At 66.3% G+C, this 16,432-nt stretch carries 15 protein-coding genes and 1 other RNA gene; 7 read left to right on the forward strand and 9 right to left on the reverse strand.

Translation table 11 applies throughout. The annotated features are described in order from the left end of the window. Positions 1–17: 17 nt before the first annotated feature. Genes BRO63_RS07775 through fabG form a run of 4 tightly spaced genes read right to left on the reverse strand, consistent with a single transcriptional unit; the run spans position 18 to position 4,613 of the window. Positions 18–1,172 carry an acyl-CoA dehydrogenase family protein gene (locus BRO63_RS07775; RefSeq protein ID WP_088139161.1) on the reverse strand — a complete coding sequence of 385 codons (1,155 nt, stop codon included), beginning with the start codon at positions 1,170–1,172 and terminating at the stop codon, positions 18–20. Positions 1,173–1,217: 45 nt separating this feature from the next. Further along, positions 1,218–3,344 carry an acetate--CoA ligase family protein gene (locus BRO63_RS07780; RefSeq protein ID WP_088139162.1) on the reverse strand — a complete coding sequence of 709 codons (2,127 nt, stop codon included), beginning with the start codon at positions 3,342–3,344 and terminating at the stop codon, positions 1,218–1,220. Continuing rightward, entirely contained in the window at positions 3,341–3,829 is a 489-nt protein-coding gene (locus tag BRO63_RS07785) for a MaoC/PaaZ C-terminal domain-containing protein (RefSeq protein WP_088139163.1), read from the reverse strand. Before BRO63_RS07785 ends, BRO63_RS07780 begins: the two co-directional genes overlap by 4 nt. Before the next feature lie 31 nt (positions 3,830–3,860). Continuing rightward, entirely contained in the window at positions 3,861–4,613 is a 753-nt protein-coding gene (gene fabG, locus BRO63_RS07790) for a 3-oxoacyl-ACP reductase FabG (RefSeq protein ID WP_088139203.1), read from the reverse strand. A 225-nt stretch (positions 4,614–4,838) separates the two neighbouring features. On the opposite strand from fabG, the gene BRO63_RS07795 reads away from it, so the two are divergent. The 7 genes from BRO63_RS07795 (at position 4,839) to BRO63_RS07825 (ending at position 12,108) form a co-directional block, all read left to right on the forward strand. Beyond that, a complete protein-coding gene (locus tag BRO63_RS07795) occupies positions 4,839–5,804 on the forward strand; it encodes a tripartite tricarboxylate transporter substrate binding protein (protein WP_088139164.1) in 966 nt (321 codons plus the stop codon). Positions 5,805–5,886: 82 nt separating this feature from the next. After that, on the forward strand, positions 5,887–6,870 hold the full coding sequence (locus BRO63_RS07800; RefSeq protein WP_088139165.1) for a Bug family tripartite tricarboxylate transporter substrate binding protein: 984 nt from the start codon (positions 5,887–5,889) through the stop codon (positions 6,868–6,870). 51 nt (positions 6,871–6,921) lie between these two features. Next, positions 6,922–7,782 carry a MaoC family dehydratase gene (locus BRO63_RS07805; protein ID WP_088139166.1) on the forward strand — a complete coding sequence of 287 codons (861 nt, stop codon included), beginning with the start codon at positions 6,922–6,924 and terminating at the stop codon, positions 7,780–7,782. Between the two features lie 19 nt (positions 7,783–7,801). Then, positions 7,802–9,331, forward strand: a complete 1,530-nt coding sequence (locus tag BRO63_RS07810) for an AMP-binding protein (protein WP_088139167.1) — start codon at positions 7,802–7,804, stop codon at positions 9,329–9,331. A gap of 30 nt (positions 9,332–9,361) precedes the next feature. After that, positions 9,362–10,501, forward strand: coding sequence for an acyl-CoA dehydrogenase family protein (locus BRO63_RS07815; protein WP_088139168.1), 1,140 nt, complete (start codon positions 9,362–9,364; stop codon positions 10,499–10,501). Positions 10,502–10,537: 36 nt separating this feature from the next. Next, positions 10,538–11,695: an acetyl-CoA acetyltransferase gene (locus BRO63_RS07820; RefSeq protein ID WP_088139169.1), complete on the forward strand. Its 1,158-nt coding sequence runs from the start codon at positions 10,538–10,540 to the stop codon at positions 11,693–11,695. Positions 11,696–11,697: 2 nt separating this feature from the next. Then, a complete protein-coding gene (locus BRO63_RS07825) occupies positions 11,698–12,108 on the forward strand; it encodes a Zn-ribbon domain-containing OB-fold protein (RefSeq protein ID WP_088139170.1) in 411 nt (136 codons plus the stop codon). A gap of 84 nt (positions 12,109–12,192) precedes the next feature. Here the strand turns inward: BRO63_RS07825 and ssrA are convergent. The 5 genes from ssrA to ompA all read right to left on the reverse strand — a co-directional run bounded on the left by ssrA (position 12,193) and on the right by ompA (position 16,325). Continuing rightward, positions 12,193–12,581, reverse strand: a transfer-messenger RNA (tmRNA) gene (gene ssrA, locus BRO63_RS07830). A gap of 90 nt (positions 12,582–12,671) precedes the next feature. After that, positions 12,672–13,850 carry an MFS transporter gene (locus BRO63_RS07835; RefSeq protein ID WP_088139171.1) on the reverse strand — a complete coding sequence of 393 codons (1,179 nt, stop codon included), beginning with the start codon at positions 13,848–13,850 and terminating at the stop codon, positions 12,672–12,674. Between the two features lie 341 nt (positions 13,851–14,191). Continuing rightward, positions 14,192–14,866: an HAD-IA family hydrolase gene (locus BRO63_RS07840; RefSeq protein WP_088139172.1), complete on the reverse strand. Its 675-nt coding sequence runs from the start codon at positions 14,864–14,866 to the stop codon at positions 14,192–14,194. Beyond that, the gene (gene ubiG, locus BRO63_RS07845) at positions 14,863–15,591 is read right to left on the reverse strand and encodes a bifunctional 2-polyprenyl-6-hydroxyphenol methylase/3-demethylubiquinol 3-O-methyltransferase UbiG (protein WP_088139173.1); all 729 of its coding nucleotides are present in this window, start codon (positions 15,589–15,591) and stop codon (positions 14,863–14,865) included. The genes BRO63_RS07840 and ubiG overlap by 4 nt, the downstream gene beginning before the upstream one ends. A 152-nt stretch (positions 15,592–15,743) precedes the next feature. Beyond that, positions 15,744–16,325, reverse strand: coding sequence for an outer membrane protein OmpA (ompA, locus tag BRO63_RS07850; RefSeq protein WP_013392385.1), 582 nt, complete (start codon positions 16,323–16,325; stop codon positions 15,744–15,746). Positions 16,326–16,432: the final 107 nt, after the last annotated feature.

The raw sequence follows: 16,432 nt of genomic DNA on the forward strand, positions 1-16,432 counted from the left end.
GGCGTTGGCGTAGTCGGTCATTTCAACGCGGAAATGCCTAGTACGCTCTGCGCCATGAGTAGGGCCTGGATCTGGTTGGTGCCTTCGGCAATGCTCAGGTGGCGGGCGTCGCGGTAATGACGCTCGACCGGGAACAGCGTGGTGTAGCCCGCGCCGCCATGCACCTGCATGGACAGTTCCGCCACGCGCAGCACGGCGTCGGTGGCATGGCGCTTGGCCATCGAACATAGCATCTGGCTGTCGGCGGCGTTGCGGTCCAGCGCGTCGGCGGCGCGCCAGCACAGCAGGCGCGAGGTTTCGACCAGCGTCATCATGTCGGCGATCATATGCTGCACCAGCTGGAAGCCGCCTATGGGGCGGCCGAACTGGACCCGGTCGCCGGCGTATTTTACCGCCGCCTCATAGGCGGCCTCGGCGATGCCCAGCGCGGAAAACGCCACCACGCAGCGGCCGATGTTGAGGTACTTCTTGGCCAGCGCGAAGCCCTTGCCCTCCGTGCCGATCAGGTTGGCCGCGGGGATCTCCACGTCTTCGAACAGCAGCTCGCCCAGCGGGCAGCTCAGCATGCCCATCTTGCCGATGGGGCTGGACGAGAAGCCCGGCATGGCGCGCTCGAACAGCAGGCAGGATACGCCGCGTTCGCCGTTCTGCCGCTGGGTCTGCACGAACACCACGCCCAGCTCGCATACCGTGCCCAGGCTGATGTAGAGCTTGCGGCCATTGACCCGCCAGCCGGTCGCCGTTTCCACCGCGCGGGTTTCCACGTTGGCCGCGTCCGAACCGATATTGGGTTCGCTGAGCGCGAAGCTGGCGATCGCGTCGCCCGACAGGACGCGCGGCAGGTACCTTTCCTTGAGGTAGGGCGAGCCGCCGTCGCTCAAGACCGAGGCCGCGAGATTGCTGGTGCTGACGATGCTGCGCAGCGACGGCCAGACGCGCGCCAGCTCGGCTATCAGCATGCCGTAGGTTGTCATCGGCAGGCCGTAGCCGCCGTCCTTTTCCTGCAGCATTCCGCCCAGGAGGCCGAAGTCGCGCATGGCGCGGACCATGTCTTGCGGCACCACGCGGGCCTCGGCTTCGTAGCGGTTGACGATGGGCGCGACTTCGGCCGTCAGGTAGCGGCGCAGCGAATCGCGCAATTCGATCTGGGTGGAGTCCAGTGAGAAGTCCATGCGAGTCCTAGGCGGATAGAGTCGGAAAGAGCAGTCCGGCGGCGCTCATGGCTGGCGCAGCCCCAGGTCGGGATCCGCATCGGCCCGCAGGCCGATCAGCGCGTCCAGCGGCACCGCGCCTTGCCCAGCGGCGCCGACCCAGACCGGATTGAGCTCCATTTCCTGCAAGGCGTCGCGGTGGCTCCAGGCGAAGTCCGAGACCTGCAGGACCAGGTCCTCCAGCGCCGCGAGATCGGCGGGCGCCTGGCCGCGCACGCCGTCCAGCACGTCGGCATGGCGGATCTCGCGCAGCAGCGCTCGTGCATCGTCGCGCGACAGCGGCACCATGCGGTGGGCCACGTCGCGGATGGTTTCGACGAAAATGCCGCCCAGGCCGAAGGTCAGCACCAGGCCGAAGGCCGCATCGCTGTGCACGCCGATCAACACTTCGCGGCCGCCCGGCGGCAGCATGCGCTCCACCAGGATGCCATCGATGACGGCGTCCGGCTGGTGGCGCGCGACCGATTCATGAATGGCGGCATAGGCTGCGCGCGCCGCGCCAGCGCTGGCGATACCCAGCTTGACGCCGCCCGCTTCGGTCTTGTGCGCGATCTGGGCGCTGACCACCTTCATCACCACGGGAAAGCGCAGGCGCTCGGCCTCATGGGCCGCCTGTTCGGCGCTGGCGGCAACCACTCCTTCGGGTATCGGCAGGCCGGCCGCGCGCAGCATGGCCTTGGCCGCGGCTTCGCTAAGCATGCGGGCCTGGCCGGGGGCGGCATCCGCGTGCGCGGGCGCCGCTGCCGCGCGCTCGGGGCGCTTCCAGGGTATGGCCTTGGACAGCGCCGCGATCGCGTCCGACAGCGACAGGAATGGCAGCAGGCCGGCGGTTTCCAGCAGCTGGAAGCCCCCGCCCAGGCGCCGGCTCATCCAGACCGGCACGATCAAGGTTTCGGTTTCGGCCGCCACCGTGGCGATGGCCTGCGCCATGCCGTCGGTGATCGAACCGTAATCCATGGGGATGGGGAACAGCACCGTGCCCACCGCCGGGTCGGCGCATATCGCGCGCAGGCAGGCGGCCGAGGCCTCGGGGTTGCGCAGGATGTCGGCAGTGGTGTCTACCGGGTTGTCGATGCTGGCGAAGTCCGGCAGCAGCTTGCGCAAGGCGGCCTTGGTTTCGGGCGCGAACACTGCCATCGGCAGGCCGGCGGCGCCAGCGATGTCGGCGGCCAGCGCGGCGGTGCCGCCCGAGAAAGTATGGATGCACAGGCCATTGCCGCTCTTGGGCGTGATGCGCGTCAGCAGGCGCGAGGCCGCCAGCAGCTGATCCAGGTCGTCCACTTCGATCGCGCCGAACTGCCGGAACACGGCGCTGTTGACCGCAGCCGTGCCGGCCACCGACGCCGTGTGCGATTGCGCGGCGCGCACGCCGGCTTCGGAGCGGCCGACCTTCAGCACCACCACCGGCTTGTTGCGGGCGCGCGCCAGCTCCAGCGCGGCGGTCAGGCGTCTGCCATCCTTCACCCCTTCCATCAGCAAGGCGATCACGCTGATTTTCGGATCGTTCGCCATGTGGGCGATGAAGTCCGGGATCTCCAGGTCGACCTCGTTGCCGGCGGAAAACCACAGGCCCACGCCCTGGCCGTGGGACAGGCCTTGCAACAGGTTGCGGCCAAGTCCGCCGCCCTGGGTTGCCAAGCCGATGGAGCCGGAGTTCAGATCGTCCTTGAAGGCGGGCGAGAAGGTCATGCCCAGGCGGTCGCGGACATTGACGAAGCCGGGACAGTTCGGCCCGTAGACATGCAGGCCGGTGGCCTCGCACAGCTCGGCGATCTCGCGCTCCAGGCGCCTGCCTTCCTCGCCCGCCTCCGAAAAGCCCGAGGTCATGACCACCGCGAACGGAATTCCGCGCGCCGCGCATTGGCGCAAGGCATCCAGCACCAGCGAGGCGTTGACCATGATCAGCGCCACGTCGATGTCGGCCTCGGGCAACGCGCTGATGGAGGGCCAGCAGGGCCGGCCACCGATCTCCTGATAGGCCGGATTGACCGCGTACACCTCGCCCGGCACCGAGGAATGCAGCATCAGGTTGTCGTACAGGCGGCGCCCCTGGCTGGACTCGCGGGCGGAGGCCCCGACCACCGCCACGTTGCGCGGGTTGACGAAGCGCGTCAGGTCTGCGAACGGTTTCATGCCGCACCCTCCATGGACCGCAGCACCATGGCGAAGTCGGCCTGGACCACCACCTCGCCGCGCTGGTTGACGGCTTCGCGCCGGAACACCACCTTGTCCTTGCCGGGCCGGTACTGCCCGGTTTTTTCGGTCACAGTCACTCGCACGACGATGGTGTCGCCGATGAAGGTGGGCTTGGGAAAACGGCAGTTGATGTCGATCAGCGCCAGCACATAGGGTTCCAGCTGCCGGTAGCCGCTGGACTGCGTGGTCAGCCCGGACAGCACGGACAGCACCAATAGGCCGTGGGCGATGCGCTGGCCGAAGGGCGTGGCGCTGGCGTACTCGTGGTCGACGTGCAGGCGGTTGAAGTCGCCGGACAGGCAGGCGAAGTTGACGATGTCGCTTTCGGTAATGGTGCGGCCGGCGGATTCGAAGCGATGGCCGACTTCCAGCGGCGGCTGGGCGGGAAGCGGGGACTGGCTGGCAGGGCTTGCGCTTTGCATGGCTGAGCGGATTCCGGAGAGGAGGGGCGTTTTACGAGGCGTAGCGGCCGCCGGTCACGTGCAGCAGTTCGCCCGTGATGAAGGAGGACCGTTCAGAGGCCAGGAAGGCCACCGCGTTGGCGATGTCCTCGACCGCGCCCAGGCGCGGCACCGGCTGGCGCGCCAGCGCATTGGCGCGCAGGGTTTCATAGGTGGACAGGCCGCGCACCAGCGGCGTTTCGATCAGTCCCGGAGCGATGGCGTTGGCGGTGATGTTGAACTTGCCCTGTTCCAGCGCCAGCGCGCGGGTGAAGCCGATCAGGCCGGCCTTGGCGGCCGAGTAGTTGGTCTGTCCGGGATTGCCCCAGTGCGCGCGCGAAGCGATGTTGATGACGCGGCCCCACTTCCTTTCCATCATCGAGGGCAGGGCGGCCTTGGTGCAGTAGTAGGCGCCCTTCAGGATGGTGTCGACCACCGAATCCCAGTCCTCCACCGGCATCTTGAGCAGGTACTTGTCGCGCGTGAAGCCGGCGTTGTTGACCAGGATGTCGATGCCGCCGAACTTGTGCGCGGCCAGCTCGGCCATGGTCTGGACCTGTTCCGCGTCGCAGACGTCGAGCACGGCGCCGATGGCCTCGTGGCCGGCCTGCTTCAGGCTGCCGACTGCCTGTTCCACCGATTCGGGGTTGATGTCGGTAATGACGATGCGGGCGCCTTCCTGCGCCAGGGCCAATGCCGACGCATAGCCGATGCCGCGGCCGGAACCCGTGATGACAGCGACTTTACCGGTGAGTTGCAGGTCCATCTCCATTCCCCTTCTGTAGCTGATGTGCCGGCGCCTTGGGCCCGAAATCCGATATCCCGGGAGATACGCCTGGCAAGTTTGAATTTATTCCGAGGTTCCGAACAAATATACACATCACCGGAAATATTGACAATTATTATCGGCACATCGTTATACTGTTCGGCATGTCGGAATAAGTTGGCCCGACATTCCCATATCTCTAAAAAAACGGAAGGAGATCGACTCATGGCAATGTTGAAGGGATTGTTGGCCGCGGTACTGAGCCTGGCTGCCGCAGGCGCAGCCAGCGGGGCCGACGCTTATCCGGACAAGCCGGTGCGGGTGTACGTGGGCTTTGCGCCCGGCGGCGCCACGGACTTGCTCGCCCGCCTGTACGCCAAAAAGCTCGGCGAACGTTTCAATCAGACATTCATCGTGGAAAACCGCCCGGGCGCCGGCGGCAACATCGCGATCCAGGCGCTGACGCAGGCCCCGGCCGACGGCTACACCATCGCGATGGCGGCCAACTATGTGGCGGCCAACGCCGCCATGAAGCGCAACCCCTACGACTGGGAGCGCGACCTGATGCCCATAGGCATGGTGGCCTCCACGCCCAACATCCTGGTGGTGCCGACCGGCTCCAGCATCCAGGGCGTCGACGACCTGATCAGCAAGGCCAAGGCCGGCGGCAACAAGCTGACCTTCGCCTCGGCCGGCATGGGCTCGTCCATTCACCTGGCGGGCGAGCTGTTCAAGGTCATGGCCGGGGTCGACATGACCCACGTGCCCTACAAGGGCGTGTCGCCGGCGGAGGTGGACCTGATGTCGGGCACCGTGGACATGATGTTCGGCAGCGTTTCCACCGCCATCCCGCTGGTGCAGTCCAAGAAGCTGAAGGCGCTGGCCGTGACCGGGCGCGAGCGCATGAAGGCGATGCCGGACCTACCCACCATCGAGGAAGCCGGCCTCAAGGGCTATGACGTGGAAGCGGTGTACTTCATGGCGGCCCCCGCCAAGGTGCCGGCGCCGGTTTTGAAGAAGCTGGCCGATGCCGTGGCCGACATCAACAAGCAGCCCGATGTGCAGGAATTCATGGACCGGATCTACGCCCGGCCCCTGACCGGCGGTCCGGACGAGGCGCGGGCCTTCCTCAAGAGCGAAGTGAAGAAGTGGCAGGGCGTGGTCGACGCCACCGGCATGAAGGTGGATTGACGCGCGGCAACGGGTCCGTTCGCCGGATTCGAGACAGCGGGCGCCACAAGCCCGCGGACACAAGACCAATCAGGAGACATACATGAACACACGCAGGCGATACACGCTGGCAGTGCTGGCCAGCCTGATGACCGCAATAACCTTGCCGCCGGTGTCGCACGCGGCCGATGACTATCCGAACAAGCCCCTGCGCCTGATCGCGCCCAGCTCGCCGGGCGGAATCCTGGACATCACCAGCCGGGTAATAGGCAAGAAGCTGTCCGAGAGGCTGGGCCAACCGGTGGTGGTGGAAAACATGGCCGGCGCGGCCGGCATCCTGGGCATGCAAGGCTTGCTGCGCGCCGAGCCCGACGGCTACACGATGGTCATGGGCAGCAGCGGCCCGAACGCGGTCAATTACACGCTGTACAGCAAGCTGCCTTACGCGATGTCCGACTTCGCGCCGGTGATCCGCATCATCACCATGCCGAACGCGCTGGTGGTCAACGCCAACGCGCCGGTTAAGACGCTGGCCGAGTTCCGCGACTATGCCCGCAAGAAGCAGGGCAGCCTGTCGATGGCGGTATCCATGATCGGCACGTCCGGGCACCTGGGCGGCGAGCTGCTGAAGAACCGCCTGGACTTCACCGCGGTCACCGTGCCCTACAAGGGGGCGGCGCCCGCGACCAACGACCTGGTCGCGGGCCAGGTCGACTTCACGGTCGAGAACGTGATCACCGTCGCGCCGCTGGTCAAGGCGGGCAGGCTGCGGGCGCTGGCGGTCACCACCCGCGAACGCAGCCAGATCCTGCCCGACGTGCCGACGCTGGCCGAGCAAGGCTATCCCGATGTGGACGTCGGCGCGTGGCTGGGCGTGCTGGTCGCGGCGCGCACCCCGCCGGCCGTGGTCGCGCGCCTGAACACGGAGCTCAACGCGGTCCTGGCGGATGAGGAAGTGAAGAAGCAGCTGGCGCAGCAGGGCGGCATTCCGCTGGGCGGCACGCCGGCCGAGTTCGACAGCTTCATCCGGTCCGAAAAGGACCGTTGGGAAAAAATCATCAAGGCCGCCGGCATCAAGGCGGAATGACCCGCAAGCCGGCGGCCAGGCGCCGCCGGCTTGCACAGGGAGGCATGATCCATGGCAATCGATTATCAAAACCTGCGCAACTGGAAATTCGAGGACCGCGTCGACCGCTACAGCGCGCGCGACTGCATGATCTATGCGCTGGGACTGGGCTACGGCAGCGATCCGGCCAACGAAGGCGAACTGCGCTACGTGCATGAAGAAGGGACGGCGGTGGTGCCGACCTTCCTGGCCACCATCGGCGCGCCCAATGGCTGGGCCGCCGATCCGGCCACGGGCATCGACTGGGTCAAGATCCTGCATGGCGAGCATCGCATGACCTTCCATGCGCCGCTGGTCGCGGCCGGCGCGGTGCGCAGCCGGACCCGCGTTACACGGGTAGTGGACAAGGGCGCCAGCAAGGGCGCGCTGGTGGTGACCGTGCGCGATATTTCGGACGCCGACAGCGGCGCGCCGCTGGCCACGGTGGAGCACGTGTCGTTCTGCCGCGCAGATGGCGGCTTCGGCCAGGGCGACGAGCCGCCCGAGGCCTTGCCGGCCACGCCGGAGCGCGAACCCGATCAGGTCGTGCTGCTGCCCACGCTGCCGCAGCAGGCCTTGCTCTATCGCCTGAACGGCGATCTCAACCCGGTGCACGCGCTGCCGCACATGGCGCGCGAAGCCGGCTTCGACCGGCCCATCCTGCATGGCCTGTGCACCTACGGCATGGCGGCGCGGGCCTTGCTGCAGGCCTGCGCGCCCTCGGCGCCGCAACGGCTGGGCGCCATCGCCGCGCGCTTTTCCGCGCCGTTCTTCCCGGGCGAGACGTTGCGTGTGGAGATCTGGCGCGACGGCGACCGCCTGCAATTCCGCGCGTTGGCCCACGAGCGCGGCACGGTGGTGCTGAGCCATGGCGCGGCCAGCCTGGCGCATTGAGAGAAACCAGAGGTGAACCATGTCTGTACTTGAAGCCCATGCCCGGGAGATGCCCGATGGCATCGCCTATCGCATGATTCCGTCCGGCACCAAGGTGACCTGGCGCGAGTTGGAACTGCGCAGCCGCAAATGCGCGGCGGCCTTGCTGGACGCTGGCCTGCAACCCGGCGACGTGGTTGCGGTGTTCCTGGAAAACCATCCGCGCTTCTTCGAACTGCTGTGGGCCGCGCACCGCGTCGGCCTGTACTACACCACTATCAGCCGCCATCTGAAGCGCGACGAAGCGCGCTACATCATCGAGAACTGCGACGCGCGGGTGCTGTTCTACTCCGGCCATACGCAGGCCGAAACGGACGCGGATGAACTGGATGCGCGCGGCGTGCTGCGCGTGTGCATGGACGGCGCGGACGCCGGCGCGATCCAGTACGAAGACTGGATCGGCCGTTACGCCGATGACGTGGCCTTGCCTGAAACCCCGGAAGGCACGGACTTCCTGTATTCATCGGGCACCACCGGACTGCCCAAGGGCATCAAGCGTCCGCTGTCGGTGGCCAACCGCTACTTCCGCGTCGGCGACGCGCCCAGCAGCGCCTGGAAGGCCTTCGACCGCGGCACCGTCTATCTGTCGACCGCGCCGTTCTATCACGCGGCTCCGGTGCGCTGGAACATGGCGGCGCTGCGGGCGGGCGGCAGCTGCGTCATGATGGAAAAATTCGACGCGGCCGCGGCGCTGGAGGCCATCGCCACCCATGGCATTACCCATTCGCAATGGGTGCCCACCATGTTCATCCGCCTGCTGCGCCTGCCGCCAGAGGAGCGCGCGCGCCACGACCTGTCCACGCTGCGCTACGCGGTGCACGCGGCCGCGCCGTGCCCGGCCGACGTCAAGGAAGCCATGATCGCGTGGTGGGGGCCGATCTTGTACGAGTACTACAGCGGGACGGAACTGGTGGGACGCACCTCGCTGGGCTCCGACGAGTGGCTGGCGCATCGCGGCTCGGTCGGCCGGCCGGAGTTCGGCCAGGCCCACATCATGAGCGAGGACGGCCTGAATGAATTGCCCCCCGGCCAACCCGGGGTCATCTATTTTTCCGGCGGCGGCTCCTTCGAATACCACAAGGATCCGGACAAGACGCGCGGCGCCTACAACGCGCGCGGCTGGGCCACCTATGGCGACATCGGCTACCTGGATCAGGACGGCTATCTGTACCTGACCGACCGCCTCTCCAACATGATCGTGTCGGGCGGCGTCAACATCTATCCCCAGGAAGCGGAGAACCTGCTGAGCACGCATCCCGCGGTGGCCGACGTGGCGGTGGTCGGGGTGCCGAACGCGGAGTTCGGCGAAGAGGTCAAGGCGGTAGTGCAACTGCGCGATCCCGCCGCCGCCAGCCCCGATTTGGCGCAGCAGCTCATCGCCTATTGCCGCGACCGGATCTCGCCCATCAAGTGCCCGAAGAGCGTGGATTTTTCCAGCGACATGCCGCGCACCGAGACCGGCAAGCTGCTCAAGCGGCTGGTCAAACAGCGCTACTGGCCGCAAGCCTAGGCGGGCCGCCATGACAGACCAGGAGACAGCATGAACCGGCAGCGCAAGCTTTTCTCGGCGGAGCACGAACTGTTCCGCGACACCGTGGCGCGCTTCATTGCGCAAGAGATCACGCCCCATCACTACCAATGGGAACAGGAAGGCCTGGTGCCGCGCGAGCTGTGGCGCAAGGCCGGCGCGGCCGGCATCCTGCTGCCCAGCACGCCCGAGGAATACGGCGGGGGCGGCGGCGACTTCCTGCACACCATCATCGTGGTGGAAGAGATCGCCCGCGCGCTGGCCACCGGCGTCACGGGCTTCACCACCCATTCCGATATCGTCGCGCCCTACCTGCTGAACTTCGGCACCGAACGGCAGAAGCTGCGCGACCTGCCCGGCATGGCCCAGGGCGACATCGTGGCGTCCATCGCCATGACCGAGCCGGGCGCCGGCAGCGACGTCAAGGCGATACGCACCGCGGCGGTCCGTGCCCAAGGCGGCTACGTCATCAACGGCCAGAAGACCTTCATCACCAACGGCTTCCATGCCGACCGCGTGCTGGTGGTCGCCAAGACCGATCCCGCCGCTGGCGCGCGCGGCATCAGCCTGTTCTGGGTCGATACCGCGACGCCCGGATTCACGCGCGGACGCCTGCTGGACAAGGTCGGGCAGAAGGCGCAGGACACGGCCGAACTCTTTTTCCAGGACATGTTCGTGCCGGACGAGGACATGCTGGGCGAGCCGGGGCAGGGCTTCGGCTATCTGATGAAGGAGCTGGTGCGCGAGCGCCTGATGATCGCGGTGCGCTGCGCCATGGCGCTGGAGAGCGCGCTGCAATGGACCGTCGACTACACCAAGGAAAGGCGCGCCTTCGACAAAGCCTTGATCGACAACCAGCACATCCGCTTCAAGCTGGCCGACATCAAGACCCTGGCCGCCGCCACCCGCGCCTTCGTCGACGGCTGCGTGCAGCAATACCTGGATGGCGAGCTCGATGCAGGCGGCGCGGCCATGGCCAAGCTGTGGGCTTCCGAGGCCACCAGCGCCATCGATGACCTGCTGCAGTTCCACGGCGGCTACGGCTATATGCGCGAATACCCCATCGCCCGCGCCTACACCGACGTGCGGCCCAACCGTATTTACGGCGGCGCCTCGGAGGTCATGCGCGAGCTGATCGCCCGGACGCTTTGAACCTTCTCTTCGACTTCGACAGGAACAGATCCCTACATGAGCAAGCATCTTTCTAAATCGGTCGCCATCGTCGGCGCCGCCGAATCGGACCTGGGGAAAGTGCCCGGGATGACCTCGCTGGACCTGCAGGCGCAGGCAGCGGCCCGCGCCTTGCGCGATGCCGGGCTGACGCTCAAGGACGTCGACGGCGTGTTCGCGCACGTGGACGACAAGTTCGCCGGCCTGCACCTTGCGGAATACCTGGGCATACGGCCGCGCTACGTGGATTCGACCAGCGTGGGCGGCATGTCCAGCGTCATGCACATCCGCCACGCCATGGCCGCCATCGAGGCCGGCATGTGCGAGGTGGCGCTGGTGGCCTACGGCAGCACCCAGCTGTCGGACGGCACGCGCAAGGTGGGCGGCACGCCCGAGGACATGCGCCTGCCGCGCGGGCAGTTCATCACGCCGTATGGGCAGCTGAGCCCCATCGGCTACTACGCGATGGTGGCGCAGCTGCACATGCAGCGCTACGGCACCACCCACAAGGACCTGGCCGAAGTAGCGGTGGCGGCGCGCAAGTGGGCGCAGCTCAACCCCAAGGCCTACCGCCGCGAGGACACCTCGATCGAGGAAGTCATGGCGTCCAAGATGATTGCCGATCCCCTGCGCCAGCGCGACTGCTGCCTGGTGACCGACGCCGGCGGCGCCGTCATCATCACGTCCGCGGCGCGCGCCCGCGAACTCAAGCGGCCGCCGGTCTACGTGATGGGCATCGCCGAATCCTTCTCGCACCACTACACGCCCTTCAACACGGCGGACTGGCTGGACACCAATGTGGCGCAGACGGCCGACGCCGCGCTCGCCATGGCCGGCGTCACGCGCGCCGACATCGACGTGGTGCAGATCTACGACCACTTCACCATCGGCGTGATCCAGTCGCTGGAAGAACTGGGCTTCTGCAAGCGCGGGGAGGGCGGGGCCTTCGTGGCGGACGGACGCCTGGCTCCGGGGGGCGACTTCCCCATCAATACCTCGGGCGGCGGCCTGTCCTACAACCACCCCGGCCAGTTCGGCATGCTGCTGCTGCTCGAGGCCGTGCACCAATTGCGCAAGGAATGCGGCGAGCGCCAGCTGCCCCGCGCCGAACTGGCCCTGGTGCATGCGCCCGGCCTGGTCTTTTCCTGCAACACCACCCTGATACTCGGAGTCTGACCATGGAACTCGCCCAACGCCCGCTGCCGCAACCGACCCGGATCACCCAGCCCTACTGGGATGCGGCGAAGCAAAACCGCCTGGTCGTCCAGCAATGCGGCTGCTGCAAGACGCGCCAGTTCTATCCGCGCGAATTCTGCACGGCCTGCCTGTCCGACAACATCGAATGGATCGAGTCCGCAGGCCAGGGAACCGTCTATACCTACACCATCAACCGGCGCCCGAGCAACGCGGCCCTGAGCGAAAAAGTGCCATATGTCGTCGCCATGATCGACCTGGATGAAGGCGTGCGCATGATGGCCAACATCGTCGACAGTCCGCCCGAGGCGGTCCGGATGGGAAGCCGGGTGCGGGTGTGCTTCGAGCGGGTGTCGGACGAGATCACCTTGCCGCAGTTCAGGCTGGAGGCTTGAGCACAGCGGGGTGCCGAGGTGCGTTTGTCGCAGGCAAAAAAAAGCCGGTCTGATTCAAGATCAGACCGGCTTTTCAGCGGTATTTGGTGGAGCCGGGGGGAATTGAACCCCCGTCCGCAAGCCCTCCGCAACCAGTTCTACATGCGTAGTCGATTTATTTGGTTTTAACTTTGGACTTAGCCAACCGACAGGCCGGACCAAAGCGATTCACGTAATTTAAATTTGAACCGTGTGACCCCAGTTCAAACCGATTCCTTGTGAATGTCGCTGCTGCGGTTCGAGGGTTGCCCCCCTAGGAAGTTGCCTTCCTCCGCCTGACCCAAGGACAGATCAGTGCAGCGGCTCACCGCTTAAGCGGCGAGAGCGAAACGCTCGTCGTTGGCGTTTGTAGTGTTCCAGTGGTTTAACGAGCGTACTGGTGCTCGGCATGCCCTGAGTTGTTTCGCGACCCACGTCGAATCCGGATCGGCCCCAAGAGGATCTATTGTACTGGTAAACGCCATAGCTTGCTGCGTCGTCTGCGCCGCCTTGCCCGGGCGTGGCGCAGACGATACAGGCGGGCGTCAGACCGCGTTGGCGCAGACCGCCTTGGGCTCCCGGCGCGGGCGCGAAGCCGCCATCAGCACGAAGGCCAGGATCACGGAGACGCCGACGATCGCGGCCGCGGCCCAGCCCAGCGAGGCCAACCCGTAGTTGTCGATGACGTACCCGCCGACCACGGCGCCCAGGCCGATGCCGGTGTTGGCGCCCGAGATATTCAGGGACGCGGCAAATGCCGGCGCTTCGGGCGCGGATTTCATCAGCCGCACGTGGCAGACGATGAAGAGCGCGGCTTGCGCAATGCCCCAGACGCCCAGCGCCACGGCCAGCAGGCCGTGCGATTGCATCACGGGGGCGATCACGGCCAGTCCCGCCGCCATCAGCGCCGAGAACAAGGCGGTCGCGCCCAGTGGGCTGCGGTCTACCATGCGGCCGCCCAGGGTGTTGCCGATCAGGCCGACGGCGCCGAATGCCATCATGGTCCAGCCCACGATCTGGCCGTTGAAGCCCGCCAGCCGCTCCAGCATGTCCGCCAGATAGGTATAGGCCGTGAACATGCCGGTGAACACCAGCAGCGACAGCAGCACGTGGCCGACCACGATCGGGTTGCGCAGGATGCGCAGCTGGGTGATGAGCTTGACGCTGTCGGCGCGGATGCGGGTGCTGGGGAAGGCGAACAGCAAGAGCAGGGCCTTGGCGAACGCCACCGCCGACAGCACGCCAAAGGCGGCGCGCCAGCCGAAGGCGTCCGAGATCAGCACGCCGATGGGGATGCCGAACACCGTGGCCGCGACGATGCCGAAGGCGACCATGGAGATGGCGCGCCCGGCACGGGCGGGACCAACCAGCTCCACGGCCGTGGCGCTGGCCAGCGACCAGAACACCGGCAGGGCCAGTGCAGGGACCAGACGCGCCACGGCCATGACCCAGATGTTGGGCGCGACGGCTGCCAGGGCGTTGGACAGGCCAAACAGCACCAGCACGCCGATGAACAGCCGCTTGCGCTCGATGTTGGCCATGAGCGCCGTGAGCAGAGGGCCGGTCGCCGCCACCGTGAAGGCGAACAGCGACACCAGCAGGCCGGCCTGGGATACGGTGACGTTCAGGTCGCGGGCCAGGCCGGGCAGCAGCCCGATGATCAGGAACTCTGTCGTCAGGATGGTGAAGCCGGCGGCGGAAAGTAACAGGATGGGCAATAGCATAGGCATTCCTCTGGCGCGACGCGGCAGGGCGGCGCGCGGGCGGCGTTGTGGGTGGTCTAAAAAGGTCAGGTGTGCTCCGGCCTGAGCGCCGGGCAGAGCAACGGGGCCGAAGGGCGCCGTTGCGGGGGATTAGTGGCGGACGGCGGTGTCCGCGACCTCCGGCATCAGCCGGAAAAGGCAATCGGGAAGCACCCGCATGCCTTGCATAAGCGATACTTTAAGTGGCTTTGGTTTCAGGATAAAGACCCTGATTCCGGAAAGATTGTTCGGCAAATTCAACTAATTTTCGCGAACAAGCGCTAGGTGGGATACGGGCCGCGCGGCGGCCCGGCCAAGCTGGATCAGCGCAGGTCGCTGGGCAGCAGCGGCTGGATGGCGGACCAGAGTTCCGCGGGGGAGTTGGCGCAGGTTTCCGCTTCCCAGGTCGTGATGTTGTCGTCTTCGCCGACGTAGCCGTAAGCGGCCGCCACCGCGGGCATGCCTGCCGCGTGCGCGGCCTGGATGTCGCGCAGGTCGTCGCCGACATAGACGCAACGGTCTACGGCGAAGCCGGCTTCGCGCGCCGCGTGCTGTAGCGGCAGCGGGTGCGGCTTGGCGTGCGCCGTGGTGTCGCCGCAGACCAGGACCGCGCTGTCACGCGTCAGGTCCAAGTATTCGACGATGGGCAGGGTCAGGTAGGTGACCTTGTTGGTCACGATGCCCCAGGACAGCCCGCGGCCGCGGATGTCCGCCAGCAGCGCCTCGATGCCGGGAAACAGCTTGCTGTGGACCGTGGAGCCGGCGGCATAGTCTTCCAGGAACTGCAGGCGGGTGGGCTCGTAGTCGGCGTCGCCGGGTTTGAGGTCCAGCGCCACGCGCAGCAGGCCGCGCGCGCCTTGGGACGCGACCGGGCGCAGGGCCTCGTAGGGCATCGGTTCCAGGCCCTTGCGGGTGCGCTGGCGGTTGGCCGCGGCGGCCAGGTCGGGGGCGGTGTCGGCCAGCGTGCCGTCGAAGTCGAACAGGATCAGGGCGCTCATTTGCGGGTAGCCATCAGGTAATTGACCGAGGTATCGGACGACAGGGTGTAGATCTGGGTGATCGGGTTGTATTCCATGCCGCGCATGCTGACCGGTTCCAGGTTGGCGCCGCGCGCCGCTGCCGACAGCTCGCTGGGCTTGATGAACTGGTCATAGCTGTGCGTGCCGCGCGGCAGCAGGCGCAGGACATATTCCGCGCCGACGATGGCGAACAGGAAGGACTTGGGATTGCGGTTCAGCGTCGAGAAGAACACCCAGCCCCCCGGTTTCACCAGGGTCGAGCAGGCGCGCACGATGGAAGCGGGATCCGGCACGTGCTCCAGCATTTCCATGCAGGTCACCACATCGTACTGACCCGGTTGTTCCGCCGCGAGTTCCTCCACGGGAACCTTGCGGTATTCCACCTTCACGCCCGATTCCAGGCCATGCAGGCGGGCCACCTTCAGGGATTTGTCCGCCAGGTCGATGCCGGTGACCTCGGCGCCGCCGCGCGCCATGGCTTCGGACAGGATGCCGCCGCCGCAGCCCACGTCCAGGACCTTCTTGCCCGCCAGGCTGCCCGCGCATTCCTGGATCCATTCCAGCCGCAACGGATTGATGGCGTGCAGGGGCTTGAACTCGCTTTCGGGATCCCACCAGCGGCTGGCCAGGGCGCCGAACTTGTCGATTTCAGCCTGGTCGGCGTTGATGGCGGGGCGGGCGGTGTCGTGCGTTTGCGTGGTCATGGGCAGGTCCAGCGTAAGGCGACTCTATATATATAGAGGGGGTCCGTCGCGCTAGGCGAGGGAAGGGCGCGGCGTTGCACCGCTTTGGTGCGTGGCCGGCGAAAAAAAGGGCCTCGCTATGCGAGGCCCCCTTATTGTAGCTAGTCCAGCAATTACTTGCGGCTACCCACGATTTCGATTTCAACGCGACGGTTTTGGGCGCGGCCTTCCTTCGTCTTGTTGGAAGCGATCGGGTTCAGCTCACCCTTGCCTTCCGTGTAGATACGGTTCGGGTCGATACCCTTGCTGACCAGGTAGGTCTTGACCGAAGCGGCGCGGCGCTCGGACAGCTTCTGGTTGTAGGCTTCGGTACCGATCGAGTCGGTGTGGCCCACAGCAATGATGGTTTCGAGATCGATACCGCGAGCTTGCTGGGCGACTTGGTCCAGCAGCTGACGGCCTTCGGGCTTCAGCGTCGACTTGTCGAAGTCGAAGAACGTGTCAGCATTGAACACGACCTTGGCCGCCATCGGGGCCGGCTTCGCCTTCTGTTGTGCAACCGGCACGCCGTCGCAACCGGGGATACCGGTGGCCGGGGTCCAGAATGCATCGCGCCAGCACAGTTCGTTCGTGCCGTTCTTCCAAACGTCACCGAACGGGTTGCGCCAGTTGTCCACGGTTTGCGCGGAAGCTACACCAGAGGCCGTGACGGCGGCGAAGGCGAGCGCCAGAGCGAATTTGGAGGGTTTGTTCATGTTTCTCCTCGTTGAGCTTGAAGCTGGATAAGTGACTCGCAGCGAACCCCCGCCGCATATCAGGAAAACGGGGCCAGTATAGCAACGCCAAGAGCTGGTTCAAAGGA

It is taken from the genome of Achromobacter xylosoxidans, assembly GCF_002192695.1.
Classification (GTDB): domain Bacteria; phylum Pseudomonadota; class Gammaproteobacteria; order Burkholderiales; family Burkholderiaceae_B; genus Achromobacter; species Achromobacter xylosoxidans_C.